We start from the raw sequence: 25,461 nt of genomic DNA, 5'->3' as shown, positions 1-25,461 counted from the left end.
CAGCTCAGATCGCCATCGCCGAGCGAACCGAGGTCTCCGCGCCCGCTCCGCCCTCGCCGGTGGATGTCACGCGGCCGGACTGCAGCACGTAATAGCGTTGCGCCGCTTGCAGTGCGAAGCCGATGTGCTGTTCCACCAGCAGCACGCTGAGTCCGCCACGACCGGTCAAATCGATGATGGTGCGCTCGATTTCGGCGACCACAGACGGCTGGATGCCCTCCGTCGGTTCATCGAGAATGAGCAGCTTCGGCTCGGTGATCAGCGCCCTGGCGATCGCCAATTGCTGGCGCTGGCCGCCGGACAGCAAGCCCGCCTTGCGATTCAACAGTTCGCGCAGCGCCGGAAACAGGTCCAGCGATTCGTCGATCAATGCCTTACCGCGCTTGCGGCCATCGGCGACGACCTGCAGATTCTCGGCGGTGCTGAGCTGCGGGAAGCTCTGTTGCCCCTGCGGCACATACGCGATTCCACGTTTGACCCGACGCGACGGCGACATCTTGGTGATCGCCGCACCGTTGAAGTTGATCTGTCCGGATTCGGCGCCGATCAGGCCGACGGCCGTGCGCAGCAGCGTGGTCTTGCCCGCGCCGTTGTGCCCCATGATCGCGACCACGCTGTCGTCGGGAACGGTGATCGAGACACCATGGATCACCTCGGTCCGGCCGTAGCCGGAATGGATGTCGATGAGCTCAAGCATCGGCGGACTCCTTCGCGGTCAACTCCTGCGCGGTCTGCGCGTCTTCGAGTTCGGTCCCGATGGCCGCGGCGGTGCCGAGGTAGACCTCCTGCACCTTCGGATCGGCCTGCACCTGTTCGACGGTGCCCTCACTGAGTACCTTGCCTGCGGCCAGCACGGTCACCGAGGTCGCGAAGGACCGCATGAAATCCATATCGTGCTCGACCACCACGACAATGCGTTCACCGCCGATGCGCCGCAACAGATTTCCGGTCTCCTCGCGCTCCTCGGCGCTCATACCCGCCACCGGTTCGTCGAGCAGCAGCACCGAGGCGTTCTGCACCAGCAGCATCCCGATCTCGAGCCACTGCTTCTGCCCGTGCGCCAGCACTCCGGCGGGCTTGTCGCGCAATTCACCGAGACCGGTGATCTCCAGTGCCTCTTCGATACTCGGCAATACCGATTTGCGGCGGCGCAGCAGGGTCAGCGCCGAACGTCCCGCACCCGCCGCGATGTCGAGGTTTTGCAGCACGCTGAGTTGTTCGAAAACGCTTGCCGTCTGGAAGGTTCGGCCGATGCCCAGCCGAGCGATCTGGTGCACCTTCTTCCCGAGGAATTCGACACCGGACTTCTGCGCCGATCCGGTGGCGGGCACCAGGCCGGTGATCGCATCGATGAGGGTGGTCTTCCCCGCCCCATTCGGTCCGATCAAGAACCGCAGATCACCTTGCAGCACAGTGAGATCCACATCGGAGACCGCCTTGAATCCATCAAAACTCACCGAGAGTCCGCGGATTTCGAGGTACTCACTCGACATGCCCGCATTGCCGCCCAGCTTGGGGTCGTGCGCGTTCATCGGGATTCCACCTTCTCCTCGGTCACGGCTTCGGGCAGCGGTTCATCGACCACCGCGGGAGCATGAACGGCGGCCCTGCGAAACTTATTGTCCAGCACCCCCTTCAACATCGGCCACACACCCGCCAGACCCGCCGGGATGAACCCGACGACCACAATGAACAGCACACCCTGCAGATAGGTCCAGCTGGACGGGAACTCCTCCGAGAGCGCCGTCTGCGCCCACGCGACGCCGATCGCGCCGAGTACCGGGCCGAGCAGTGTGGTCCGTCCGCCGATCGCCACACCGATAATGAATGCGATGGACGGCACGACACCGATGTCGGCGGGCGAGATGATGCCGACGATCGGGGTGAACAGCGCACCCGCGATGCCCGCGAAGAATCCCGCGACGACATAGGCCACGATCTTGATATTGGCCGGATCGTAACCGAGGAAGCGCACGCGTTCTTCCTGATCACGCACGGCGACAAGCAATTCGCCGTAGCGACTGCGCATAAGCTGGCGCACCGCGGCGACCACCAGCAGCAGAGTGCCCGCGGCGATGAAGAACAGCATCTGGCGGTTCGCCGGATCCGAGAGCTTGAAGCCGAAGAAGGCGCGGAAGTCCGACAATCCGGTGAATCCGCCGATCTTCTGCTGTCCGGTCAGCAGAATCGCGAGCGCCGCGGCCAGTGCCTGACTCAGGATCGCGAAATACGTGCCCTTGACCCGGCGTTTGAATACGCCGTAACCGAGTGCCGCCGCGATCAGCGCGGGCAGCACCAGAATGCCGATCAGGGCGACCGGAGCCGACGCGAAAGGCCGCCAGAACGAGGGCAATTCGCGAATACCGGCGATCTCCATGAACTCCGGCACGTCATTGTGCAGCCGGGCCGCATCGGCCATCTGCAGATGCATCGCCATGATGTAGGCGCCGATGCCGAAGAACACGCCTTGGCCGAGCGTGAGCATTCCGCCACGGCCCCAAGCCAATCCGATGCCCGCCGCCACGATCGCGAAGCACAGGAATTTGGCGAGCAGGTTGAGCCGGAAGTCGCTGAGCACGGCGGGCGCGACCGCGAACAGCAGGATCGCTGCGACGACGAAGCCGCCCCATGCGGTCATGGAAGGATGTGCGCGCCAACGTTGTCCGAGTGTGGTCATGCCAGACTCCTCGTCCGAACGGTGAATAGCCCCTGCGGACGCACCTGCAGGAAAATGACGATGATGACGAAGACGATCACCTTCGCGATCGAGGCCGTCGTCGAGTACTCGATATACGAATTCAGCAGGCCCAGTGCGAACGCCGCGATCACGGTGCCCTTGATCTGCCCGAGCCCGCCGATCACGACGACCAGGAAGGCGTCGATCAGATAGCTCTGCCCGATGGTCGGGCTGGTCGAACCGATCAGCGTCAGCGCGACGCCCGCGACCCCGGCCAAGCCGGAACCGATGAAGAAGGTGCTGATGTCGGTGACGCGGCTGGAGACGCCGCTGGTCTCGGCCAGACCCCGGTTCTGCACGACCGCGCGGATGCGCCGACCGACCGGGGTCGTCTCGAGCACAAGGGCCAGCACGATCACCGCTACGACCGCGAGCACGAGGATGAAGATGCGCGTCTTCGGCACCACCGCACCGAGAATGGTGACACCGCCGCTGAGCCAATCCGGTGCGAGCACGTTCTTGGCGGGAGCGCCGAAGATGTCACGCGCGGCCTGTTGCAGCACGAGTCCGACGCCGAAGGTGACCAGCAGGGTGTCCAGCGGCCGGTCGTACATCCACCGGATCAAGCCCATTTCCAGGGCCGCACCGAGCAGTCCGCCGACCAGGAAACCGACGAGCAATGAAACGACCAGCGATACCCCGGCCGACGAGATGACCTTCTGCACAACATAAGTCGTGTAACACCCGGCCATGATGAATTCGCCGTGCGCCATGTTGATCACGCCCATCTGACCGAAGGTCAGCGAAAGGCCCAGCGCCGCAAGCAGAAGAATGGATCCCAGACTCAGCCCGGTGAAGAGCTGGCCGATCAACACGTCCATATTTGGATTCCTAACGGGGTCGGCCGGGTGCGGGCACCCCCTCACAAGAGCCCGCACCCGGCACTAGTCGACTACTTGAGGCCCTTGGCCCACTCGTAGGACTTCAGGTACGGGTCCGGCGTGACGGCCTTGCCCGAGTCCCACACCGTGTAGATCAGTCCGTCCGGACGAATTTCGCCGATGCGAGCGGTCTTGGTGATGTGGTGGTTGGAGCCGTCGACGGTGACCAGGCCCTCCGGGGCCTCGAAGGTCACGCCGTCGGCCGCGGCCTGAATATCGGCCACCTTGAACGACTTCGCCTTCTCCACGGTGTTCTTCCACAGGAAGACCGAGGCGTAGGCGGCCTCCATCGGGTCCGAGGTCGGCTTGTCGGCACCGAATGCGGCCTTGTAGTCCGCGACGAATTTCTTGTTAACGGGCGTGTCGACCGTCTGGTAGTAATTCCACGCGGTCAACTGTCCGGCGATATTCTGCGCGCCGATCCCGGCGACCTCTTCCTCGGCGATGGATACCGAGACCACCGGCATATCAGCGGCTTTCAGGCCCGCATTGGTGTATTCGCGGAAGAATGCCACATTCGAGTCACCATTGAGGGTGTTGAATACCGCGCCCGCCTTGGCATTTCGGACCTTGTTCACAATGGTGGAGAAGTCGGTGGAGCCGAGCGGGGTGTAGTCCTCGCCCTTGATCTCGATGCCGTTCGCCGCCGCGTAGGCCTTGATCTCCCGATTGGCGGTCTGCGGGAAGACGTAGTCCGAGCCGACCAGGTACAGGGACTTGATGCCCTTCTGCTTCAGGTAATCCAGCGCGGGCAGGATCTGCTGATTGGTGGTCGCGCCGGTGTAGAAGATGTTCTTGCTGTCCTCCAGGCCCTCGTACTGGACCGGGTAGTAGAGCAGCGAGTTCAGGCTCTCGAACTTCGGCTTCATGGCCTTGCGGCTCGACGAGGTCCAGCCGCCGAATACCGCTGCGACACAGTCGGAGCTGATCAGCTTCTCCGCCTTCTCCGCGAACGTCTTCGGATCCGAGGCGCCGTCCTCCAGCACCAGATCGAGCTTCTTGCCGAGTACGCCGCCAGCGGCATTGATCTGGTCGACGGCCAGCTTGGTCGAGTTGGCGACGGTGACCTCGGAGATCGCCATGGTGCCCGACAGCGAATGCAGCGAGCCGATCTTGATCGAGTCCTTCGAGGTATCGACGCAGGACGAGGCGTTGGAGCCGCTGCTGGAGGCGTCATCCTTGGCGCCACAACCGGTCAGCAACAGACCGGCGAGTGCGACGGCCGTCGGCGCGACCAGCGCCTTGCTGACGCGGCGCGAACGCGATCGACGGATATCACGGGATTCTGGCATGGAGCGCCACCCTTCTCACTTCATCAGGTGTTCGGCGGCGCTGCGTGCGCCGCGCCGAATACGCCCGCCTTTGGCCCGGTCACGGCTGTAGACCGGGTTGTATACAAAGGCTGTATTCGTGGTGCGAACGTTAGACAGAAGTTGTTGCGCCGGAATATCTCTCGGTGACGAGTCCGTTTCGCACGTTTCCGCGATGTGAACGTTTGCGGAAATCACTCGGCAAACCACTGTGAGGACCCCCACCTGCCTACGGTTGCGTAGCAAGACAGCGGTACGGCAGGCTCTTTTTGTACAACGTCAAAACGCCGATTCCGCGGCTGCCCGGTCGTGGAGGCGTGAGTCCGAGGAGGACCGGTGGGTCACTACAAGGCGAACGTTCGGGATATCGAGTTCAACCTGTTCGAGGTGTTGGAACTGGACAAGCTCCTTGATACGGGTGCCTATGGCGATCTTGATTCGGAAACCGTGCGGGAGATCCTGGCCGAGGTGAAGCGGCTGGCCGAGGGGCCGGTGGCGGAATCCTTCGCCGCGGCCGACCGCGATCCGGTGGTCTACGATCCGGCCACCTTCTCGATTTCGGTGCCCGAACCGCTGCGCAAGACCGTCCAGGCCGTGCACGAGGCCGACTGGAGTCGGCTCGGCATGCCGGAGGGCATGGGCGGCACGCCCGCGCCCGCCGCGGTCATCTGGTCGATCAACGAGATGCTCACCTGCGCCAACCCGGCCGCGAGCTTCTTCAATATGGGCCCGGTCATGTCCTCGGTGCTGTTCAATGTCGGCACCGAGCAGCAGAAGCAATGGGCCACAAAGGGTTACGACCGCGGCTGGGCGGGCACCATGGTGCTGACCGAGCCCGATGCCGGTTCCGATGTCGGCGCGGGACGCACCAAGGCGGTCCGGCAGGAGGACGGCTCCTGGCATATCGAGGGCGTCAAGCGCTTCATCTCCGGCGGTGATGTCGGTGAGACCGCCGAGAACGTCTTCCACCTGGTACTGGCTCGTCCGGAGGGTGCCGGTCCCGGCACCAAGGGCCTCTCGCTGTTCTACGTGCCGAAATTCCTGTTCGATCACGAGACGCTGGAACTGGGCGACCGCAATGGCGTCTACGTGACCGGTGTCGAACACAAGATGGGCCTGAAGTCCTCGCCCACTTGCGAACTGACCTTCGGCGCGACCGATGTGCCCGCCAAGGGCTGGCTGGTCGGCGAGGTGCACAACGGCATCGCGCAGATGTTCCAGGTGATCGAGAACGCCCGCATGGTGGTCGGCATCAAGTCCACCGGCACGCTGTCGACCGGCTACCTCAATGCGCTCGACTACGCCAAACAACGCGTGCAGGGTGCGGATCTGACGCAGATGGCCGACAAGGCCGCTCCGCGCGTCACCACTACCCACCACCCGGATGTGCGGCGTTCGCTGGCGATGCAGAAGGCCTACGCCGAAGGTCTGCGCGCGGTATACCTTTACACCGCCGCCCATCAGAATGCCGATGTGGCGCAACTGATTTCGGGGGCGGATGCCGAATTGGCGCATCGCGTCGACGATCTGCTGCTGCCGATCGTCAAGGGTGTCGGTTCCGAGCGGGCCTACCAGTACCTGACCGAATCGCTGCAGACACTGGGCGGTTCGGGCTATCTGCAGGATTACCCGATCGAGCAGTACATCCGCGACGCGAAGATCGACTCGCTCTACGAGGGCACCACCGCCATCCAGGCGCAGGACTTCTTCTTCCGCAAGATCATTCGGGACAAGGGTGTGGCGTTCGCGCACGTCAACGGGCAGATCGCCGCCTTCCTGGAGGCGAAGACCAGCCGCTTCGAAACCGAGCGGGCGCTGCTGGCCACCGCGGTCGCCGATGTGCAGGCGATGGCCGCCACGCTGACCGGCTATCTGATGGCCTCCCAACAGGATCCGAAGGAGCTGTACAAGGTCGGGCTCGGCTCGGTGCGCTTCCTGCTCGCGGTCGGCGATCTGCTCATCGCCTGGCGACTGCTGGCGCAGGCCGAGATCGCGGCCGCCGCACTGGCCGCCGAAGCACCGGAGAAGGATCGGGCGTTCTATTCCGGAAAAGTCGCTGTCGCAAGCTTCTTCGCGAAGAACGCACTGCCGGAACTGACCGCGGTGAAGAACATTATCGCCGCGATCGATAACGACATCATGGAGCTGGACGAAGCCGCATTCTGACTCAGCAGTTGGACTGGAGGGGCCAGCACGCGGTCGGACGGTACGGCGGCGGCGAGGGCGTCACGCTGGTCGTCGAAGTGCCCGGGTCGCGGCCCGGATCAGCCGAATCGTGCGCGAGTGAGCTCGCGATCACGATGAGGACCACCACCATTCCGACCAGGGCAACCGCGAAGACCACCCACCCCGCCGCCGTCTGCCGCCTGCTCGGCGGCAGCGGCGCGGGGATGACGTGCCTGCGCAGCTCGCGCGCCGACGGCGACGGCGCTTTGGGCTGTACCTCGTCGAAGCCGTCCGCGAGCAGTTCGGCGCGGGAAGGCTTTTCGGTGAGGCCGAGCGCATCGCAAGCCGCGGCGACCCGATCCGCGGTCCAGCTACGCGGTCCGGCCGAGAAACCCTCGAGGTAGATACGGAGTTCGGTAGCGTCACGGGCATTCGAGACGACGATATCCATGCCGGGGCGCAGGTTGGTTCGAGCAGGCCGCACCGCGACCCCACGAAACGGCACGAGCACGATGGCGCCGCAGATGTGGCCCGGATCGATCAGCGCCCGCTCCAGCCGGGTCTTCACCGCATGCGTGCTGTGCTCCAGCTGATCGACGGGATTGCCGGAGATCTCCTCGTCCAGATCGGCGGGCTCCGCGCTGATCGTCCACGGACCGTCGCCCGGAATGCTCAGGATCCCGCTCTGGCGGCGGCGGAAGCCCTTGATATCGGTCGCGGTAATGCCGCGCGGGGTCAGAATGATCGCATCGACTCGACGAGATCCGTGATCGCCGACCTCCAAGCCGACCAACGCGAGACCGGTCGTCGGATACGACCGCAGGCATTCGACGAATTCCTGTTCGGCCCCGGAGAGATCAGCTCCGGTCTTGATCTTCACCAGCATCGCGTATTCCCTACCCTCATCCGGTTCGACCCGGCGTCCCACCGTCCACCGCGCCGGTACTGATGATGACCCGCCGTCGCCGCGAAGACCACCGGAAAGCCAAGAAGACCAGCACAATTCAGCTATAGCAAACCGGCCAGTCGGATCTGTCGCTGCTGACCGATCCCCTAGCGGTACCCCTAGGACCGCGCGGATAAGCCGAGGTTCCGGAACCACGCACCACACAATTCGGTGCCGCCGCCCCGCCGATCACCGGCCTACCCGCTAGTACGCTCGGATTCGGTCCGGCAGGACGGACCCCGCCACCGGCGGCGGACAAGGAGGCATGAGCATGGTTTCGGCGTTGCAACCACGCATTTCACCCGGTCGGCTCCGCGAGCTGGGTCCGATCAATTGGGTTGTCTGGCAGATACTTTCACGCGCCGCGGGGACGGATGACGCACATCTGTTCAGCACACTCGGCCGCACCAAGGGACTGTTCCGCGGCTGGCTGCACTTCTCCGGGCGATTGATGCCGGGCGGCCGACTGCCCAGGCACGAATCCGAGCTGGTCATCCTGCGCGTCGCACAACTGCGCGACTGCGCCTACGAGATGGACCATCACATTCGACTCGGCAGGCGGGCGGGCGTCACGCCGGAAATCCTGGACCGGGTTCGCACCGGCCCCGCCGCCGATGGATGGTCGGGCAAGCATCGCGCGCTGCTCACCGCCGTCGACAAGCTGGTCGAAACGCGCGATATCGACGACGCCACCTGGTCCGCGCTTGCCGAGCACTACGACGAGCGCAGCCTGATCGAAATCGTGCTGCTCATCAACCAGTACGAGGGGCTGGCCGCGACCATCACCGCGCTGCGGATCCAGCGCGACGGCGTCTGAGCGACCGCGGCGTCGGCGCACAGTTCTCCCCGCCAGCGCCGCCCATTCTCGATTTAGCAATTCCAGAGCGATCGCCCCTGACAGCCCCTAAACTGAAACACGACACGCACAGAGTGACGATTTTCATCCCGTCGTCACGTAGTAACCAGAGCTTTCGAGACACATACCGACGTGTGTCGCACGCCAAAGTGTGACAGCACCAAGATCGGAAACCCCTCCATCAAGCTAGCTGACCATTTGCTGTCGGCTCGATAGAGAAAGGGGCCGTCATGACTGTCAGCCTCGTGTTGATCGTGGCGGGATTCATTCTTCTGTCCATCGTGATCACCAGCTTCCTGCTCCCCAGCGGTGCGGATACCGCACGGCATCCGAAACCCCACAACGAGACCGGTGATCAGTAAGCCCTGCGGCTCAGCGGTTTTCGATGAGCTGGGCCAGGCCGTCCAGGACTCGAACCAGACCGAATTCGTAGGCGTGGTCGGCGCTGTAGGCGGAGTCGTGCGCCTGCCCCGCGACCGCGCCGACGCGGGCGGCCAGCGGATAGCGCTCGGCATCGAAGAATTGGGCCAGTAGCGGGGCGGCGCGTTCCCACCATTGCCGGTCGGACATGGCGCTCTCGGTCGCGGCGCGTTCGGTGTCGATAGCGATGCGCGCCACCGAGGTGACGAAGCCCAGGACGTAGGTGACGGCGGCGTCCATCTCGAGATCGTCGAGACCGAGGCCGTCGAAAGCGCGCAGTTCATGTTCATATTTGGCGGCAACGCCCGGGCCGAGCGGTGGCCGCGTGGTCGGCAGATAGGCGACCCATGGGTGGCGGACCAGCATGGCGCGATTCTCGGCGGCGATCGTCGTGACGCGATCGCGCCAGGGCAGATCGGTCAGGTCGGCACGCGACATCTCCCGATAGACCGCGTCGATCATGAGGTCGACGAGTTCCGCCTTGCCCGGCACGTAGGTGTAGGTAGCCATCGGGGTCAAGCCCAGCTCGGTGGCTACGGCTCGCATGGTGAGCGCGCCGATCCCATCCGCGTCCGCGATGTCGATCGCCGCCGCGACCACGGCATCCACACTGCTGCGCTGTTTCGGTCCACGCACCGATGTGGCGGGCACGCGCCACAGCAGTTCCAAGGTGCGCACGGGATCGCCCGCGCCGCTGCGGTCCCGTGACTGCCCGGCCATGCCGCCTCCTCGTGTTCGCGAGATCCCGATCGTATCGGCGCGATCCACATAACAGTGTGACTACTCGGGAATTTCTCTACAAAGTACAGCGTACTATGTATAGTATTTGAGTCCAGCTCCCGAGGAGGACCTTGTGAAAATCACCGCTTCCGCCATCTCGCTCAATGTCGCCGACCCGCAGGCCTCGGCAAAATTCGCCATCGACCACCTCGGCTTCACCGAGCAGATGTCGGCCGACGGTTTCGTCTCGGTCGCCCGCCCCGATGCCGGTTTCACTCTGTGCTACCTGCGCACCGGTCTCGACAGCTTCAAGCCGAAAGACAAAGCGGGGAGTGCGGGCCAGGGACTACTTGTCGCGTTCGTCGTGGACGATATCGATGCCGAGTACGAACGACTCCAGAACGAGGGCGTGCCGATCGTCACCCCGATCGAGACCGAGCCCTGGGGTGAGCGCTACTTCCAGACGGCTGATCCGAACGGCGTCATCCTGCAATTGGTGCAGTGGGTCTGATGGGAGTCGAGGTCGCATGCCGTGCCGTCGTCAAGGCATGCGACCCCGGGATTCACCATGGGCCTGCACGCACTGTCAAGGCCTCGCGGCGGCGTGCAAGCCCGGCGAACCCACCCATGCGTAACGCTGCGGCGGCGTACGACTCCCGCGACTCGCTACCAATTCCATTGACACAGAACGGGCTTGCACGCCGTATCGACGAGCGCGGATAACGCGGCCGAAATACGGCGTGCAGACCCGCCTTTGGATACGTGGAGCGGGGGCGGCGTACGACCTCGACGTCTTGGTCAACCAATTCATTTGATGCACACCGGGTTTGCACGCGTAACGCTATGTTGCGACGGCGGCGCGCAACCCGGTGAACTCACCCTTGGACACCTCAGGCGAGGGCGGCGCGGAAGACCTCGACGGCGGGGGTGGAGGGGCGGCCGAGCAGTTTCTGGAGGTCGCCGGAGTCCACATCGAGGATGCCGTCGTCGACTCCGGCGTCCGCATCCGCGAGCACCGCCGCGTAGTTGCCGGGCAGACCGGCCTGCTCGAGCGCCGCGCTGTAGTCCTGCTTGGACAGATTCTCGTAGCGCACCGGCTTGCCGGACGCCTGCGAAATCACCTGGGCGAGTTCGGCATAGGTGAGACGCTCATCGCCGCCGAGTTCGTAGATCCGGCCCGCGTGACCGTCGGTGGTCAGCACCTTGGCGGCCGCCTCGGCGTAGTCGGCGCGCGCTGCGCCGGCGACGCGACCCGCACCCGCGGCACCATGCAGCACGCCGGACTCGACCGCGTGCCCGAGCCCGCCGCAGTAGTTCTCCCAGTACCAGCCGTTGCGCAGGAGCGTGTGCGGGACAGTCGATTCCGCGAGCACCTCTTCGGTGCCCCGGTGCTCCTGGGCCAGGATGAGCGGGTTCTCGGTGGCGCGCGGAATGCTGGTGTAGGCGAGCAGTTTCACGCCCGCACGCTCGGCGGCCCGAATTACGTTGGTGTGCTGGGCGACTCGCGCACCGAATTCGTTTCCGGAGACCAGCAGCACCCGGTCGACACCGGCCAAGGCGCGGTCGAGCGCTTCGGCGTCGTCATAGGAGGCCTGCCGGACCTCGACGCCCCGCTCGGCCAGATCGGCGACCTTCTGCGGATCGCGCACGATCGCGACCACCGGCGTGGCCCCTTCGCGCAACAGCGCCTCGACGACGAGACGGCCCAGCTGCCCACCGGCTCCGGTTACGGCGACGGTCATGACTTACCTCCATGAGTCTGTACGTTTCATCATGCACTAACTAATAGTTAGTACTATGCATTCCGCAGACACTTTGGTCAAGTTGGGTACTATCGATTCCATGACCACTCAGCGCACGCCGTTGGTGGATACCGACGATCCGACGCTGGAAGCCGACGTATTCGCCCGGAACTGCACGTCACGACCGGTGCTCCAGAATGTGGCCAGCCGCTGGGGCACCCTCGCCCTGGTCGCGCTGCGCGAGGGGCCGTACCGGTTCAGCGCCCTGCGCCGTCGCGTCGACGGCGTCAGCGAGCGCATGCTCTCGCAGACCCTGCAGGCCCTGGAGCGCGACGGCATGGTCCATCGCGAGGTACAGGAAACCATCCCCCCGCGAGTCGAATACACCCTCACCGAACTCGGCGCCCTGGTCGCCGAACGCCTGGAAGACCTCATCCAGATCCTCGAAACCAACATGCCCCGCGTCCACGAAGCCCAAGCCGCCTACCACCGCGACTGACCTCCACCACGCAGGTCACGACTTGCTCGACCGATGCGCGCCCCGTCGACGGGCACTCTGGTCGAATGATCACCATGTACCGGTGGTGGAGGTCTCTCGGCCGATGCCGCAGCCGTTACATGGTGATCAACTGACCAGGGGGAAGGCCGGGGCGTTGTGGTGGGTTGGTCTGGGTATGGAAATTTCCTCGGCTGTTGATTTCGCGCGGACCACCAAGCGGTCCGTGCTCACGACGATCCGGCGCAATGGGCGCCCACAGCTGTCCAATGTGCTGCATGTGGTCGGTGACGACGGGATCATCCGCATCTCCATCACCGCCGACCGGGCCAAGTACCACAATCTGGTGCGCGATCCGTGGGCCGCCATCCACGTCACCCGCGACGACTTCTTCGCCTACGCCGTCATCGAGGGCACCGTCGATCTCACGCCCGTCGCCGCGGACCCCGACGACTCCACTGTCGACGAACTGGTCGGCTACTACCGAGCGGGTTCGGGCGAGCACCCCGACTGGGACGAATACCGCAAGGCCATGGTCACCGACCGCCGTGCCCTCGTTCGCCTGACGCCCACCCACGCCTACGGCATGCTCTGACGATCTCAGTGCTTCAGAAGCTCCGACACCGTGACGAATTGATAACCGGCGGAACGGAGTTCGCCGACTATGCGCGGAATGGCGGCGAGGGATTCGTTCCACTGGCCCATGACATGCAGTAGGACGATGGAGCCGGGCCGCACCTTGGAGACGGTTTCGGCGACGATGGCGTCGGTACCGGCCTGCTTGCCCGAGTCGGGTTCCACATCCCAGGTGATCGTCGTGCGGTCGTGGTCGGAGAGGTACTTCGGTAGGGCCCAGAGTTTCTTGCCGTAGGGCGGGCGGAAGGTGACCGGGCCCTGATAGCCGGTTTTCGCGATTTCCGCGTCGGTTCGTTCGATCTCGTCGCGGACGGTATCGCCGGAGACGAGCACCATGCGCCGATGGCTGTAGGTGTGATTGCCGATTTCGTGGCCGGACTGCGCAATGGCCCTGCCGTATTCGGGATGCGCGGCCAGATCCCGGCCCATGAGATAGAAGGTGGCCGGAATCCCGGCTTCGGCAAGGACTTTCAGCACTTCCGGTGCTTTGTCCGTCGGCCCGTCGTCGAGCGTCAACGCGACGACTTTGTCGGTCGTATCGACCCGGTTCACCAACCGCCCCGCCAGTTGGAAGGTGCGCGAGTTCATCAGGTAGTAGCCGCCGACCGCCAGCGCCAACACCACCACGAGCACCAGCGCACTACCGATCAACCATGTGCGTCGCATTGTTCAGCTCCAATGAAAAACGGTGGCGTCCGGACCTTTCGGCCCGAACACCACCGTCTTCGACACGGATCAGAAGTTGATCATGTGGCCGGCGAGGCCGTGGAACGCTTCCTGCAGGGCTTCGCTCAACGTCGGGTGGGTGTGCACGTTGCGGGTCAGCTCGTTGACGGTCAGGTCCCACTTCTGGGCCAGGGTCAGCTCCGGCAGCAGTTCGGAGACATCCGGACCGATGAGGTGACCGCCGAGCAGTTCACCGTACTTGGCGTCGGCGACCAGCTTGACGAAACCGGTCGGATCGCCGAGGCCGTGCGCCTTGCCGTTGGCGGTGAACGGGAAGGTGGCGACCTTCACGTCGTAGCCCTCGTCGCGGGCCTGCTGCTCGGTGAGGCCGAAGCTGGCGACCTGCGGCTGGCAGAAGGTGGCGCGCGGCATCATCCGGTAGTCGCCGAGGGTGACCGTCGGCGCTCCGGCGATGGTCTCCGCGGCGACCACGCCCTGGGCCTCCGCGACGTGGGCGAGCTGCAGCTTGCCGGTCACGTCACCGATGGAGTAGATGTGCGGCACATTGGTGCGCATGTTGTCGTCGATGACGATCGCGCCGCGCTCGAGCGCGACACCGGTGTTCTCCAGGCCGTAGCCCTCGACCCGGGGCGCGAAGCCGACAGCCTGCAGCACCTTGTCGACGGTGACCGTCTCCAGGTTGCCGGTCTTGTTGTCCTTGATCGACACGGTGACCTTGGAGCCGTCGTCGTCGATCGACTGCACGGCCGCACCGGTGGTGATGGTGATGCCGAGCTTCTTGTACTGCTTGGTGATCTCCTTGGAGACGTCGGCGTCCTCGTTCGGCAGCGCACGGTCCAGGAACTCCACGATGCGCACATCGACGCCGTAGTTCTTCAGGACGTAGCCGAACTCCATGCCGATCGCGCCCGCGCCGACGATGAGGATCGAGCCGGGCAGGTCGCGGGTGAGGATCTGCTCCTCGTAGGTCACCACATTCGCGCTGAGCGAGGTGCCCGGCAGCAGCTTGGTGACGGTGCCAGTGGCGATGATCACATTCGAGAAGGTGATCGTCTCGGTGCCGCCGCTGGACAGGGCGACCGAGAGGGTGTTCGCGTCGGTGAAGGTGCCCTTACCGTCGAACTCGTCGATCTTGTTCTTCTTCATCAGGAAGTGGACGCCCTTGACCCGGCCGTCGGCGACCTTGCGGCTGCGGTCGAACGCGACGCCGAAGTCGAAGCTCACGTCGCCGGAGATGCCGAAGGTCTTGGCTTCCTTGGTGAAGATATGCGCGAGTTCCGCGTTGCGCAGCAGCGCCTTGGAAGGGATGCAGCCCACATTGAGGCAGACACCACCCCAATACTTCTGCTCGACGATCGCGGTACGGAGGCCAAGTTGTGCCGCGCGGATGGCGGCGACATAACCGCCAGGACCGGCACCGAGAACGACAACGTCGTAATGGGAAGTCACGCCGTCGAGCCTAACTCTGTCGAGCAAACTTCACCCACCCGTCCCCCCACAACTATGCGATACGAGCCACATGATGCCCCGGCTTTCGGGTGCGCGGACCGATACGGGGACGGATATCGCCCTGGCTGTCGGGCGCGGCCCAGCTCGACGGTGAACTAAATCCGCTCGCACCGCCATCAGGTTCAATAGCAATTGGCTCTCGACTCCGTAGCACGCCGGTTGGTGCACCCGGCACACCACAGCGGCTGTCTCGTGAACATTATTTACCGAGACCGCACACTGCCGCATATCCGCGAGCGAACCCGGTGCGAACCGAGGCGCTTGTCGCCATCGCGCGACCAGGGGTCTTAGTCGCGCCAGACCTGCTGCGCGATGCGGGCGAAGTTGCCACCGAATACCGCCGCCCGATCGGCCGCACTGAATCCGCGATCGGCGAGTACCGCGTCCAATCCGGGCAGCTCGCTCAGTCCGAGCAGATCTTCCGGCGGTACCCACTGCAGCGGCCCCCACTTGGTGTACGCGTCGGAAAACGCCCCCGGATCCTGCGTGAGCATGTCGTTGAAATCCTCGGCATCGAAGGAGTAGTCGGATCCGATGCCGATATGTTCGATCCCGACGAGTTCCGCACCGTATTCGATATGCGCGGCCATTGCCGCGATTCGCTCGGCCCGGCCATCGATCGCATTCTGGCCCAGGAAGATTCCCACTCCATTGATACCGATAACGCCGTCGGTCCGGGCACAGGCCAGCGCCTGTTCATCGGTGATATTGCGCGGATGCGCCCACAGTGCGGCGAAATTGGAATGGCTGTAGATCATCGGAACTTCGGTGCATTCGGCCAGGTCCAGTCCGGTGCGGCGGGAGCAGTGCGAACCGTCGACGAATATGCCGACCTCGTTCTGTTTGCGGACCAGATCTCGGCCGTAGGCGGTGAGTCCGGTGTCGGTGGCATCGAGACAGCCACAACCCGCCGCGTTGGCGTGGTTGTACGTCGGCAGCATTGAGCGAACGCCCAGTTCGTAGAACATTTCGAGGTTATCCGGATCACCGCCCAGCGGCCCCGAATCCTCCAGGTCGAAGGCCAGCGAAATAGTATCGGCGGCACCGATATCGGCGAACCGCTCGACGAGCCGGAACCGACCGTCGCCCAGCGCATCCCGGCGGAACTTGTGCAGCAGCGCGAGCGAATCCTCGGTCGACTGATGTGAATACCCGACGTTCACCGATAAATACGACCCGACCGGATAGCGCGCCAGGTCGGCGATCCGAGCGGAATGCAGTAATGGCAGGCAGCAGTGCTGCTCCCAGAGAAACTGTGGCAAACCGGCCACCTTCCGCCTCGGTTCGGTATCGGAGCAGCGATCCTACTGATCCGACCGGTACGTATGTCACTACTCGAACCGATGTCGAGCAACCGGTAACAGGCCGCCCGAATTGCCCGATTCATCGAGTGATATCTCACCTTTGAAGCCTCTCGGCAACAATGTGGACATGACGGGCGTTGAGCAAACTGTGACCGATCCCTACCTGTGGCTCGAAGAAGTAACCGATGAGCGGGCCCTCGACTTCGCCCGCGCACACAACGAGCTGGTTGTCGAGCGTTTCGCCAGCTCCGATCGGTTCACCGAGCTCGAGCGCCGCATCCTGGACATGCTCGACACCGATACCAAGATCGCCTACCCGGGTCGCCGCGGCCGCTGGCTCTACAACTTCTGGCGCGATGCCGAACACCCGCGCGGGCTGTGGCGGCGCACCACCTTCGCCGAATACGCCAAGGAAGCGCCGGACTGGGACGTGCTGATCGACCTGGACGCACTCGGCACCGCCGAGGGCGAGAACTGGGTGTGGGGCGGTGCCGCGGTGCTGCGGCCGGAGCAGTCGCGTGCACTCATCAGCCTGTCCCGCGGCGGCGCGGATGCCAAGGTCGTGCGCGAATTCGATATCGAAACAAGGGAATTCATCGATCCGGCCGACCGCGGTTACTTCCTGACCGAGGCGAAGTCCGAGATCCGCTGGATCGATATCGACTCGGTGTATGTCGGCACCGATTTCGGGCCGGGTTCGCTCACCGACTCCGGCTATCCGCGTATCGCCAAGCGCTGGCGGCGCGGCACCCCGCTCACCGAGGCCGAAACGGTATTCGAGGGCGAGGCAGGCGATGTCGCGGTCTCGGCAGGCTACGACCGGACCCCCGGCTATGAACGGCATTTCGTCGGCCGCGCCACCGACTTCTTCAACGAAGAGGTGTATCTGCTCGAAAGCGACGGCAGTCTGCGGCATCTCGATGTACCGACCGATGCCAGCGAGTCCTGGTACAAGGATTGGTTCCTGGTCCGGCTGAAGTCGCCGTGGGAAATCGGTGACAAGACCTACCCGGCCGGTGCGCTGCTGGCCATGGACTTCGAGAAATTCCTTTCCGGTGCACGGGAATTCGAGGTGATTTTCACCCCGGACGAGCACACTTCACTGCACGGCTACGGCTGGACCGAGAACCATCTGCTGCTGATCACCCTCGAGGACGTGCAGACCAAGCTCTACGTCCTCACGCCAGGTCCGGACGGCTGGCGCCGGGAGCCGCTCGCCGACACCCCGCCGATGGCGACCACCAGCGTGATGAATCTCGACCCGCTGGAGGGCGGCGACGAATTCATGCTGACCACAAGCGGATTCACCACTCCCGCCACCCTGCTCGCCAGCGCGGTCGGCGGCCGGACCGAACAACTCAAACAAGAACCCGGCTTCTTCGACGCCGATGGCATCGAGACCGAGCAGTTCTTCGCGCGCTCCGATGACGGAACCATGGTGCCGTACTTCGTGATCCGCCACCGCGACCGCAAGGACACCCCCGGCCCGACGGTGATGTCCGGCTACGGCGGCTTCGAGGTATCCCGCACCCCCGCCTACAGCGGCGCCTCCGGCATGGGCTGGCTGGAACGCGGCGGCACCTGGGTAATGACCAATATCCGCGGCGGCGGCGAATACGGCCCGCAGTGGCACACCTCGGTGCAGAAGGCCAACCGGCACAAGGTCTATGAGGACTTCTCCTCGATCGCCAAGGATCTGGTGGCCCGCGGTATCACCACGCACGAACAACTGGGCGCGGTCGGCGGCAGCAACGGCGGCCTGCTCATGGGTGTCATGCTGACCCGCTATCCGGAACTGTTCGGCGCCATCGTCTGCCAGGTCCCGCTGCTCGATATGCAGCGGTATCACCTGCTGCTGGCCGGTGCGTCGTGGGTGGCCGAATACGGCGATCCGGACAAGCCCGAGGAGTGGGAGTACATCAGCAAGTACTCGCCCTACCAGAACGTCCGCGCCGACGCGGCCTACCCGCCGATCCTGCTGACCACCTCCACCCGCGACGACCGGGTCCACCCTGGCCATGCCCGCAAGATGGCGGCGCTGCTGGAGGAACAGGGCCACACCATCTGGTACCACGAGAACATCGAGGGCGGCCACGGCGGTGCGGCCGACAACAAGCAGTCGGCATTCCAGGCCGGACTCATCTACGAGTTCTTCACCCAGACGTTGATGGAGCGGTAATCAGGTTCAACCGGCCCGGTGCATCCTGCACCGGACCGACTTGTCGCGGCGGTGTGTCTACGATGTAGACTCGATCTACGCCGTAGACAAGGAGTCGTCATGCGAATCGTCGATACCCCCGGCGCGCGACTGCATACCGAAGCGGCCGGAACCGGACCGGATCTGGTCCTCATCTCCGGTGGCGGTGGTGATGCCGGAATGTACGAGGCCGTCGTTCCCCTGTTGGCCGACCGCTACCGCGTCATCACCTACGACCGGCGCGGCAATTCGCGAAGCCCGCTCACGGATTCGCACGCCGCGATCGATGTCGCGACGCAGGCGGCGGATGTCATCGCGGTCCTCGACGCCTACGCGATCGAGCGCGCACACGTCTTCGGCAGCAGCGGCGCCGCGATCATCACGCTCGAACTACTTGCCGCACACGCGGATCGGCTCATCGATGCAGTCGTGCACGAACCGCCGCTGGTCCAACTGCTGCCCGCCGAAAGCCCTGCGCGGCAGGAGATCGCCGACATAGGCGCACTCGCCGTTGCGAAAAGTCCGATGCGCGCGTTCGCGGCATTCGGCGTCATGACCATGCCGAATGTGCCAGGGATCCTTCGGTCGAGTCCGGGACAAACTCTGCTGGCCGGTGCAAGTCGCGTATCGCTCGCGATCGGAGCCGCGCTTCGCCGGATCACCCGGACTCAGCCGTCGACCATGACCCGCCAACTGAACAATGCCGACCTGCTGCTGCGACGCGAACTGCCCGCCTTCTGCTTCGACTACCACCCGGACCTGGCCGCCCTCCGGCAGGCCGAGGTGCCGTGGCAGCTGGCGACCGGACGCGAGAGCGTCGGCAAGCCGTACTACGTCGCCGCACACGCACTGGCCGGCGAACTCGGCCGCGACTGTGTGGAATTCCCTGGCGGACATGTGCCCTACCAGTTGCAGCCGAAGGAGTTCGTCACCCGGCTGGTGGAGCTGATCAGCGCATGAAAAAGCCGACTACCCGGATCGCACTGAATCGCGACTATATTGCCGCGGTGGCGCTGACCGTCATCGATACGGCCGGACTCGACGGCTTCACCATGCGGAAATTAGGTGCGGCACTGGGGGCCGACCCGATGGCGGCCTACCGGCACTTCACCGACCAGCAGGACCTGTTCGACGGCATCGCCGAGGCGATGTTCGACGAACTCGAAATGGAAACCCTTCCGTGGCAGGAAGATTGGCCGGACCTGATGAGCGCCTACGCACACCGCCTACGTTCCACCCTCCGCCGCCACCCGAACGCCGTCCCGATCTTCGCGACAAGACCGGTCCGCAGCACCACAGCAATCGAAACCGGAAACTGGATGGTCGAACGCCTACAAGGCGTCGGCTTCACCCCCGCGGTAGCCCTGCAATTCGCCCGCTGCCTGCGCGAATACGTAGTCGGCCACATCCTCAGCCACACCGTGGCCGCCGTGGCAGCCGAACGCAGCCGCAAACCCACCCCGCACACCCCCGACTACAACACCCTCGCCGCAGCCGCCGACGCCACCGCAAACACCGACCACTTCGAAATCGGCCTCACCGCAATGCTCGACGGCTTCGCAAAACATCTCAGCGAAACCGCCGACCCTACCTAGTTCGAAGGCAGATGATTCAGCGCTGCTTCGGCAGCAGACTCTCGAATGCGCTGTCCACCAACATCCTTCGCTCAGCCTCGGTGCTCGGAAGCGCGTCGGGGGAGACGCGGGCCAATTGGTTGAAGCCGTGGTAAATACTCACAGCGACAACCGCTCTGGTCCGCGCCTGTCCGGCGGTCAGCCCCAATTCACCTAGCAGTTCAGCCACGTATTCGATGCGCCGGTCGGCGACCCGGCGCAGTGTCGCGGCGACCGATGCCTGGTCCGCCGAGGCCAATAGGGCCAATTCGATGCGTCCGGTCGCCGCGTAGTCGATGACCTGGGCGAAGAGTCGATGCAACCGCTCGGCCGGATCGGTCTCGATGGCGATCTCGGCGATCACATCGTCGGTGCTGCGCTGCTCCCAGCGCGCCAGTGCCGCCTCGACGAGGGCCGCACGGTCCTTGAAATGCCAGTAGAAGCTGCCCTTGGTGGTGCCGAGCCGCTTGGCGATGGGCTCGACGGCGACCGCCGCCAGACCGCCCTCCGCCAGCGCGTCCAGTGCGGCCTGTGCCCAATCGTCGGCGCTGAGCCGTGTCTTGGCGGTCGCATCCCCTTGTGCCATTCCCGTACGCTACCGTATGGTCATTCCATACGGCCCCGTATGGGCTATCGGAGGAATGTGATGCCGACTTATGGACGGATCGAAATTCCCGAACGAGCCACCCTGGCGCGCTCGTCGGGCAGCGATTGGGATTACATCGATTCCTACGAAATAGCGTTGCCGCCGGGCGCTCCTATCGATCCTCGGAATTGGACCCGAAAGATATTCTTCGGCAACCCTTTTCCCGATCACGAATGCGATGAACGCGAGCATGTGACCGCCGATGCGACGGCGGTCCTCGACTTTGTCGTCTCGGTACTCGTCGACGACGGCACGGTCACCATCACTTCACTGGTCAAGTATCGAAATCGCTGGGGCCGAGGGTATTTCGCTGTCGTGCGGCCATTCCACCGTCGGCTCGTGCCGTGGATGCTTGCGCGCGCCGCCCGGAGTTTCGCCCGCTGACGCGCCGTTTCGAACGGATGCGGGGACGCCTCTGTTCCGCGGTCGTAGGCTGAACCCATGTCTGGCGACATACGCGGTGTGCTCTACGACATCGACGGCGTGCTGGTGACCTCCTGGCGCGAGATCGACGGCGCGGTCGACGCCGTGCGCCGCGTGCGCGAAAGTGGTTTGCGCCGAAGGTTTCTCACCAATACCACCTCCCGCACCTGCGATGAGATCGCCGAGCGACTGCGCGACGCCGGGTTCGATGTCGATACCGCGGAGATCGTCACCGCCGCCCGGCTCGCCGGCGAATATGTGGGCCGCCGCTACCCGGATGCGGCCGTGTGGGTGCTCAATCACGGCGATATCGCGGCCGACCTCGCCGAGCTGACCCTCGACGACGAAGATCCGGATGTCATCGTAATCGGCGGCGCCGGTGTGGAATTCACACATGACGCGCTGAGCCGGGTGGCGGAGCTGATGCTGGACGGCATTCCGGTCGTCGCGATGCACAGCGGCCTGACCTGGGCCACCGATACCGGGCTCCGGATCGACGCGGGCGCGTATCTGCCGGGGCTGGAGGCGGCGGGCAATGCCGAGATCGCGGTGGTCGGCAAGCCCGCGGCGGCCGGATTCCGTACCTGCGCCGACCTTATGGGTCTCGAGCCGGCCGAGGTGTTGATGATCGGTGACGATCTGCACTCCGATGTGCTCGCCGCCCAACACGCCGGTATGACCGGAGTTCTGGTGCGCACCGGCAAATTCCGACCCGCCGTTCTGGCGGCGGCTTCGGCCGCACCGGAACACGTCATCGATTCCGTCGCGGAACTGCCCGCGTTGCTGAAAGGTCTGTCGAAAGAATTATTCTAAAAAAGTCCTGCAAAACACTTTCGGCGTGCCGAACCTCTCAGCATCCTCCGTTGCGGCAAACAGTCAGTGACGCCCACTGTGGCAGCAGTTAGATCGGAGAGCGGCATCCGGTAAGCGCAATAGCAACCGAGCGGCCAACTTTCGGCTAACACCTGTTTCGCCGAAGGTTGAGACGAACGGCCCGATCGATGACGAGGGGATCGGGCCCTTCGGTATTGTCTGCCCCAATGTCACAGGATGCGAATACGGGACGAATGTATGCCGGGCAACCCGTAGAGGACCGGCAACGTCAGCGGCGTGCGCGTTTTCTGGAATCGGGCCTGACGGTCTTTGCGCGCGATGGCTACGCCAATAGTTCGGTCGGCGCTATCTGTAAGGACGCCGGGCTCTCCTCGAGGCAGTTCTATGAGGAGTTCACCGGCCGCGAATCCCTCCTACTCGAGCTCTACGAGCAGATCGATAGGGAATCGCGCGATGCGGTGACCGCCGCCCTCGAGAAGAAATCCGATGCGACCGCGCTGGAGATCATCGATGCCTCGGTGCGCGCCTACGTCGAATCCATCGGCTCCGATCCGCGCAAGGCGCGGGTGGCGCTGGTGGAGGTCGTCGGCGCCGGGCCGAAGGTGGAGAAGTTCCGGCTGGAGTTGCGTCGCGTCTGGGGCTCGCTACTCGCCGGCGCCGCGGAGGATGCCGCGTTGCACGGCGAAATCCCAACGGGCGATTACGAGATGCGGGTGCTGGCCATCATCGGCGCGGTCAACTACGTGGTGGATTCCTGGAGCGGTTCGGATCCGCGCCCGCCACTGGACGACGTGATCCGGGTACTCAGCCGAGTGATCATGGGTGCCGTCGGCGCGTAGTTGCGGCGGCTGTCGGTTAGCGTGCGCTCTATGGAGACGGTTCCCATCCAGATGCCGGACGGCACCACCGTGCCGGTGCGGCTGTTCCCGGCGACCGGTGCGCATCGACATCCGGTGCGCCCGGATGCGCCGCGTCCGGTGGTGGTGATGGTGCCCGGCCTCGGTGTCCCGGCCGGGTACTACGAACTGTTCGCCCAGGCGCTGGCCGCGCGCGGCTTCGATGCCGCGATCGGTGAACTGCGCGGCGCGGGTGACAGTCGCCCGCGTCCGAGCGCCGCGAGCACCTTCGGCTACCACGAACTGGCATCGGTCGACTTCCCGGCGATCTTCTCGGTGGTGCGTGACCGGTTCCCGGACAGCACCCCGTATCTGCTCGGCCACAGCATGGGCGGCCAGCTCGCGGTGCTGTACGCGTCGCGGATCCGCGGCCGCCTGGGTGGGCTGATCCTGATCGCCTCCGGTACCCCGTATCACCGTGGATTCCGGGGTATTTCGGGTCCTGGCATGCTGGCAGGCACCGCGGCCATATCGCTGACGGCCAATCTGGCGGGCTTCTGGCCCGGCGACCGGATCTCGCTCGGCGGGTTCGGACGCCAGTCGAAGGTGCTGATGTCGGATTGGGCCCGGCTGGCTCGCACCGGACGCTTCGTGCCGGTCGATGCGGATATCGACTACGAGGAGCGGATCGCCAGATTGAAGCTGCCAGTGCTGTCCATCACCATGACCGGCGACGATCTCACGCCGAGCAGTTCGGCCGCACATCTGCTGGCCAAGATGCCCGAGGCCGAGGTGACCACCTGGGTACAACCGGAACCGTTGGGGCACAACGGCTGGATCCGTCGGTACGGCAGCACGGTCGATCAAATCGAAAAGTGGTTGCGGGACCGCTAGATGGTGACCGCGCGCCTACGTCGCGACGAAGCGCAATCGAGCAAGCCGTCATAGGCTGGTGCTCGTGTCGAATGAGCAACGGCGGCAACTACATCTGGATGTCATCGCGGAATTCCGCGCCAATGCGGGAAAGGTCGGCGGGCAGTTCGCGAACATACCGCTGCTACTGCTGACCACCACCGGCGCCCGTACGGGCGAATCCCGAACCTGGCCACTGGCTTTTCAGCGCGACGGTGACCGGGTCGTGGTCTACGCCGCAAACGGCGGACGGCCGAATCGTCCGGGGTGGTACCACAATCTGACCGCGCACCCCGAGGCCGTCGTCGAAGTCGGTACCGAATCGTGGCCGGTGGTCGCATCGGTTGCGGAAGGTGATGAGCGGCAACAGCTTTGGGAAAGCAAGCTGGTCGACGCACCATTCCTCGCCGACTTCCAGGCCAAGGTCTCCTGGCAGATCCCAGTGGTCATCCTGGCTCCTACTAACGGCAATTCCTAAGTGTGGCTGGGAGCCTCAGCCTGTTGACTGTGGGCTCCCCTCTTATTCAGACCCGTCGATCTGTGCTCGGAACTCGCGGGCATCCGGCCCCGACAGCTCGTAGGTGACAGCGACCGGCTCTGCCGGGTTCAACTCGTCCCGCCCGGCCGGGCCAGGCACCATCGAGGCCACCAACTCCACCAGTTCCGTGTAGGTCAACGCCTGCTGCGGCGCAGACGGATCGAAATCGTTGATGGCGCCACGCTGCAACGGTTTTCCGCCGACCCGCGGCCACCACACCTCGAGTGTCGACCATGGAATGCCCTGAAGCAGAGCTACTTGCAGATCCTCGGGTGCCAGAGCGTTGCGGCCATGTTGTTCGGCGACCTGCGCGGCGCGACGCAGTAGCGAAATCACTGCCGGACTCGCCCCCGTGATCGTGGTAACGGAACCAAATCGTGAGGTCATGGCATCGACACTATCGCCCGTACTTGCTGTTGCCGCCGGTATCGAAGACCTCCATCGGTGAGCCGTCCGGCATGGTGTAGAACCGCGACCCGACGCACCACAGTCGGATTGTCTTGCCTGGTGCCGGGCAGGCGATTTTGTCATTCTTGGTCACGGGCTGCTCAGCGCACCGAATGACCACGCCACCCGCCTCCTCGCATTGCTGGATTGTGACGGCCTCCGCCGGGCCGATGGCAGCCATCACAGCTGCAACGCAGGCAGCTGTCACGAAGAGCAGGCGCTTGTTGGCAATTTGCATGATTCCCCCACGGAATCCAGGTAATTGAGCAAACACAGGCTTTGCCGTGCCTTTCATGGTTCGAGGTACAGCCGTTCGTTGGGCAGGCGAGGCAGGCCATGCGTGTGTCCAGGAATCACTGTCACCGCATCGGGGTAGTGGTGAGCGCGCCAGTCCGCTACGAAGATCAGCGCGGCAGTGAGGCAGGCAGCGAAGTCGAACCGGGCACCGTGCAGGAATACAGACAGGTGGACATCCGGGTCACTCGGCAGCGGGGACACCTGCTCACCCATGACGGTGGGCGCTGCGATCGGTCTGCGCCGATAGGCCGATGCGTTCATCTCGTAGCAGGCTTGGATCGCTCACATCGAGCGAGAAAACCCCGATT

Annotated in this window: 29 protein-coding genes; 14 read left to right on the top strand and 15 right to left on the bottom strand. The window is 64.4% G+C overall.

All coding sequences use genetic code 11. From position 1 onward, the window contains the following. Positions 1-4: 4 nt before the first annotated feature. The 5 genes from urtE to urtA all read right to left on the bottom strand — a co-directional run bounded on the left by urtE (position 5) and on the right by urtA (position 4,910). Positions 5-697: an urea ABC transporter ATP-binding subunit UrtE gene (gene urtE / locus ACQPZ2_RS05000; protein WP_433524509.1), complete on the bottom strand. Its 693-nt coding sequence runs from the start codon at positions 695-697 to the stop codon at positions 5-7. Next, positions 690-1,532, bottom strand: coding sequence for an urea ABC transporter ATP-binding protein UrtD (gene urtD / locus ACQPZ2_RS04995; protein ID WP_433524508.1), 843 nt, complete (start codon positions 1,530-1,532; stop codon positions 690-692). The genes urtE and urtD overlap by 8 nt, the downstream gene beginning before the upstream one ends. After that, positions 1,529-2,677 (bottom strand): urea ABC transporter permease subunit UrtC, encoded by a 1,149-nt coding sequence (gene urtC / locus ACQPZ2_RS04990; protein WP_433524507.1) that lies wholly within the window; start codon positions 2,675-2,677, stop codon positions 1,529-1,531. The genes urtD and urtC overlap by 4 nt, the downstream gene beginning before the upstream one ends. Next, positions 2,674-3,558, bottom strand: coding sequence for an urea ABC transporter permease subunit UrtB (gene urtB / locus ACQPZ2_RS04985; RefSeq protein WP_433524506.1), 885 nt, complete (start codon positions 3,556-3,558; stop codon positions 2,674-2,676). Before urtB ends, urtC begins: the two co-directional genes overlap by 4 nt. Before the next feature lie 71 nt (positions 3,559-3,629). Continuing rightward, on the bottom strand, positions 3,630-4,910 hold the full coding sequence (urtA, locus tag ACQPZ2_RS04980; protein WP_433524505.1) for an urea ABC transporter substrate-binding protein: 1,281 nt from the start codon (positions 4,908-4,910) through the stop codon (positions 3,630-3,632). 354 nt (positions 4,911-5,264) lie between these two features. On the opposite strand from urtA, the gene ACQPZ2_RS04975 reads away from it, so the two are divergent. Further along, on the top strand, positions 5,265-7,094 hold the full coding sequence (locus tag ACQPZ2_RS04975; protein WP_433524504.1) for an acyl-CoA dehydrogenase: 1,830 nt from the start codon (positions 5,265-5,267) through the stop codon (positions 7,092-7,094). 1 nt (position 7,095) lies between these two features. On the opposite strand, the gene ACQPZ2_RS04970 is transcribed toward ACQPZ2_RS04975, so the two are convergent. Further along, positions 7,096-7,980 carry a nuclease-related domain-containing protein gene (locus ACQPZ2_RS04970; RefSeq protein ID WP_433524503.1) on the bottom strand — a complete coding sequence of 295 codons (885 nt, stop codon included), beginning with the start codon at positions 7,978-7,980 and terminating at the stop codon, positions 7,096-7,098. A 343-nt stretch (positions 7,981-8,323) separates the two neighbouring features. On the opposite strand from ACQPZ2_RS04970, the gene ACQPZ2_RS04965 reads away from it, so the two are divergent. Both ACQPZ2_RS04965 and ACQPZ2_RS04960 read left to right on the top strand, forming a co-directional pair. After that, positions 8,324-8,857, top strand: coding sequence for a carboxymuconolactone decarboxylase family protein (locus tag ACQPZ2_RS04965; protein WP_084509161.1), 534 nt, complete (start codon positions 8,324-8,326; stop codon positions 8,855-8,857). 269 nt (positions 8,858-9,126) lie between these two features. Next, positions 9,127-9,258: a hypothetical protein gene (locus ACQPZ2_RS04960; protein WP_281197609.1), complete on the top strand. Its 132-nt coding sequence runs from the start codon at positions 9,127-9,129 to the stop codon at positions 9,256-9,258. A gap of 10 nt (positions 9,259-9,268) precedes the next feature. Here ACQPZ2_RS04960 and ACQPZ2_RS04955 read toward each other — a convergent pair whose 3' ends face one another. Then, positions 9,269-10,036 (bottom strand): TetR/AcrR family transcriptional regulator C-terminal domain-containing protein, encoded by a 768-nt coding sequence (locus tag ACQPZ2_RS04955; protein WP_433524502.1) that lies wholly within the window; start codon positions 10,034-10,036, stop codon positions 9,269-9,271. Positions 10,037-10,169: 133 nt separating this feature from the next. Here ACQPZ2_RS04955 and ACQPZ2_RS04950 point away from each other — a divergent pair, with 133 nt between their 5' ends. Continuing rightward, a complete protein-coding gene (locus ACQPZ2_RS04950) occupies positions 10,170-10,547 on the top strand; it encodes a VOC family protein (RefSeq protein WP_433524501.1) in 378 nt (125 codons plus the stop codon). A 379-nt stretch (positions 10,548-10,926) separates the two neighbouring features. Here the strand turns inward: ACQPZ2_RS04950 and ACQPZ2_RS04945 are convergent, their stop codons facing one another. Further along, positions 10,927-11,778 (bottom strand): SDR family oxidoreductase, encoded by an 852-nt coding sequence (locus tag ACQPZ2_RS04945; RefSeq protein ID WP_433524500.1) that lies wholly within the window; start codon positions 11,776-11,778, stop codon positions 10,927-10,929. 100 nt (positions 11,779-11,878) lie between these two features. Here ACQPZ2_RS04945 and ACQPZ2_RS04940 point away from each other — a divergent pair, with 100 nt between their 5' ends. Together ACQPZ2_RS04940 and ACQPZ2_RS04935 are read left to right on the top strand one after the other, a co-directional pair. Further along, positions 11,879-12,277 (top strand): winged helix-turn-helix transcriptional regulator, encoded by a 399-nt coding sequence (locus tag ACQPZ2_RS04940; protein ID WP_433524499.1) that lies wholly within the window; start codon positions 11,879-11,881, stop codon positions 12,275-12,277. 175 nt (positions 12,278-12,452) lie between these two features. After that, on the top strand, positions 12,453-12,869 hold the full coding sequence (locus ACQPZ2_RS04935; protein WP_433527326.1) for a PPOX class F420-dependent oxidoreductase: 417 nt from the start codon (positions 12,453-12,455) through the stop codon (positions 12,867-12,869). Positions 12,870-12,874: 5 nt separating this feature from the next. On the opposite strand, the gene ACQPZ2_RS04930 is transcribed toward ACQPZ2_RS04935, so the two are convergent. From ACQPZ2_RS04930 to ACQPZ2_RS04920, 3 genes are all read right to left on the bottom strand, one after another. Beyond that, positions 12,875-13,576 carry a polysaccharide deacetylase family protein gene (locus tag ACQPZ2_RS04930; RefSeq protein WP_433524498.1) on the bottom strand — a complete coding sequence of 234 codons (702 nt, stop codon included), beginning with the start codon at positions 13,574-13,576 and terminating at the stop codon, positions 12,875-12,877. Between the two features lie 69 nt (positions 13,577-13,645). Further along, positions 13,646-15,046 carry a dihydrolipoyl dehydrogenase gene (gene lpdA / locus ACQPZ2_RS04925; RefSeq protein ID WP_387294657.1) on the bottom strand — a complete coding sequence of 467 codons (1,401 nt, stop codon included), beginning with the start codon at positions 15,044-15,046 and terminating at the stop codon, positions 13,646-13,648. Between the two features lie 347 nt (positions 15,047-15,393). Continuing rightward, on the bottom strand, positions 15,394-16,368 hold the full coding sequence (locus ACQPZ2_RS04920) for a dipeptidase (RefSeq protein ID WP_433524497.1): 975 nt from the start codon (positions 16,366-16,368) through the stop codon (positions 15,394-15,396). A 169-nt stretch (positions 16,369-16,537) separates the two neighbouring features. Between ACQPZ2_RS04920 and ACQPZ2_RS04915 the strand changes: the two genes are divergently transcribed. From ACQPZ2_RS04915 to ACQPZ2_RS04905, 3 genes are all read left to right on the top strand, one after another. Next, a complete protein-coding gene (locus ACQPZ2_RS04915; RefSeq protein WP_433524496.1) occupies positions 16,538-18,589 on the top strand; it encodes a prolyl oligopeptidase family serine peptidase in 2,052 nt (683 codons plus the stop codon). Positions 18,590-18,688: 99 nt separating this feature from the next. Then, entirely contained in the window at positions 18,689-19,567 is an 879-nt protein-coding gene (locus ACQPZ2_RS04910) for an alpha/beta fold hydrolase (protein ID WP_433524495.1), read from the top strand. After that, positions 19,564-20,202 carry a TetR/AcrR family transcriptional regulator C-terminal domain-containing protein gene (locus ACQPZ2_RS04905; protein ID WP_433524494.1) on the top strand — a complete coding sequence of 213 codons (639 nt, stop codon included), beginning with the start codon at positions 19,564-19,566 and terminating at the stop codon, positions 20,200-20,202. The genes ACQPZ2_RS04910 and ACQPZ2_RS04905 overlap by 4 nt, the downstream gene beginning before the upstream one ends. A gap of 16 nt (positions 20,203-20,218) precedes the next feature. On the opposite strand, the gene ACQPZ2_RS04900 is transcribed toward ACQPZ2_RS04905, so the two are convergent. Beyond that, complete coding sequence (locus ACQPZ2_RS04900; protein WP_433524493.1) at positions 20,219-20,806, bottom strand: TetR/AcrR family transcriptional regulator; 588 nt, start codon at positions 20,804-20,806, stop codon at positions 20,219-20,221. A gap of 60 nt (positions 20,807-20,866) precedes the next feature. Between ACQPZ2_RS04900 and ACQPZ2_RS04895 the strand changes: the two genes are divergently transcribed. From ACQPZ2_RS04895 to ACQPZ2_RS04875, 5 genes are all read left to right on the top strand, one after another. Further along, on the top strand, positions 20,867-21,250 hold the full coding sequence (locus ACQPZ2_RS04895) for a DUF2867 domain-containing protein (protein ID WP_433524492.1): 384 nt from the start codon (positions 20,867-20,869) through the stop codon (positions 21,248-21,250). Between the two features lie 57 nt (positions 21,251-21,307). Next, entirely contained in the window at positions 21,308-22,102 is a 795-nt protein-coding gene (locus ACQPZ2_RS04890; RefSeq protein WP_433524491.1) for an HAD-IIA family hydrolase, read from the top strand. A 227-nt stretch (positions 22,103-22,329) separates the two neighbouring features. Next, the gene (locus ACQPZ2_RS04885; protein ID WP_040696569.1) at positions 22,330-22,962 is read left to right on the top strand and encodes a TetR/AcrR family transcriptional regulator; all 633 of its coding nucleotides are present in this window, start codon (positions 22,330-22,332) and stop codon (positions 22,960-22,962) included. 30 nt (positions 22,963-22,992) lie between these two features. Then, complete coding sequence (locus ACQPZ2_RS04880) at positions 22,993-23,853, top strand: alpha/beta hydrolase family protein (RefSeq protein WP_433524490.1); 861 nt, start codon at positions 22,993-22,995, stop codon at positions 23,851-23,853. A 64-nt stretch (positions 23,854-23,917) separates the two neighbouring features. Further along, on the top strand, positions 23,918-24,349 hold the full coding sequence (locus tag ACQPZ2_RS04875) for a nitroreductase family deazaflavin-dependent oxidoreductase (protein WP_433524489.1): 432 nt from the start codon (positions 23,918-23,920) through the stop codon (positions 24,347-24,349). Between the two features lie 42 nt (positions 24,350-24,391). On the opposite strand, the gene ACQPZ2_RS04870 is transcribed toward ACQPZ2_RS04875, so the two are convergent. From ACQPZ2_RS04870 to ACQPZ2_RS04860, 3 genes are read right to left on the bottom strand one after another with little or no spacing between them, the layout of a single operon-like run. Beyond that, positions 24,392-24,796: a hypothetical protein gene (locus ACQPZ2_RS04870; protein ID WP_433524488.1), complete on the bottom strand. Its 405-nt coding sequence runs from the start codon at positions 24,794-24,796 to the stop codon at positions 24,392-24,394. Positions 24,797-24,806: 10 nt separating this feature from the next. Next, the gene (locus tag ACQPZ2_RS04865; protein ID WP_433524487.1) at positions 24,807-25,151 is read right to left on the bottom strand and encodes a hypothetical protein; all 345 of its coding nucleotides are present in this window, start codon (positions 25,149-25,151) and stop codon (positions 24,807-24,809) included. After that, complete coding sequence (locus ACQPZ2_RS04860; protein ID WP_433524486.1) at positions 25,148-25,414, bottom strand: hypothetical protein; 267 nt, start codon at positions 25,412-25,414, stop codon at positions 25,148-25,150. Before ACQPZ2_RS04860 ends, ACQPZ2_RS04865 begins: the two co-directional genes overlap by 4 nt. Between the last annotated feature and the right edge of the window lie 47 nt (positions 25,415-25,461).

The organism is Nocardia pseudovaccinii, from assembly GCF_050942345.1.
Taxonomy (GTDB): Bacteria; Actinomycetota; Actinomycetes; order Mycobacteriales; family Mycobacteriaceae; genus Nocardia; species Nocardia pseudovaccinii.
Note: the sequence above shows the minus strand (reverse complement) of the source record. Positions and strands in the feature narration are given on the sequence as shown.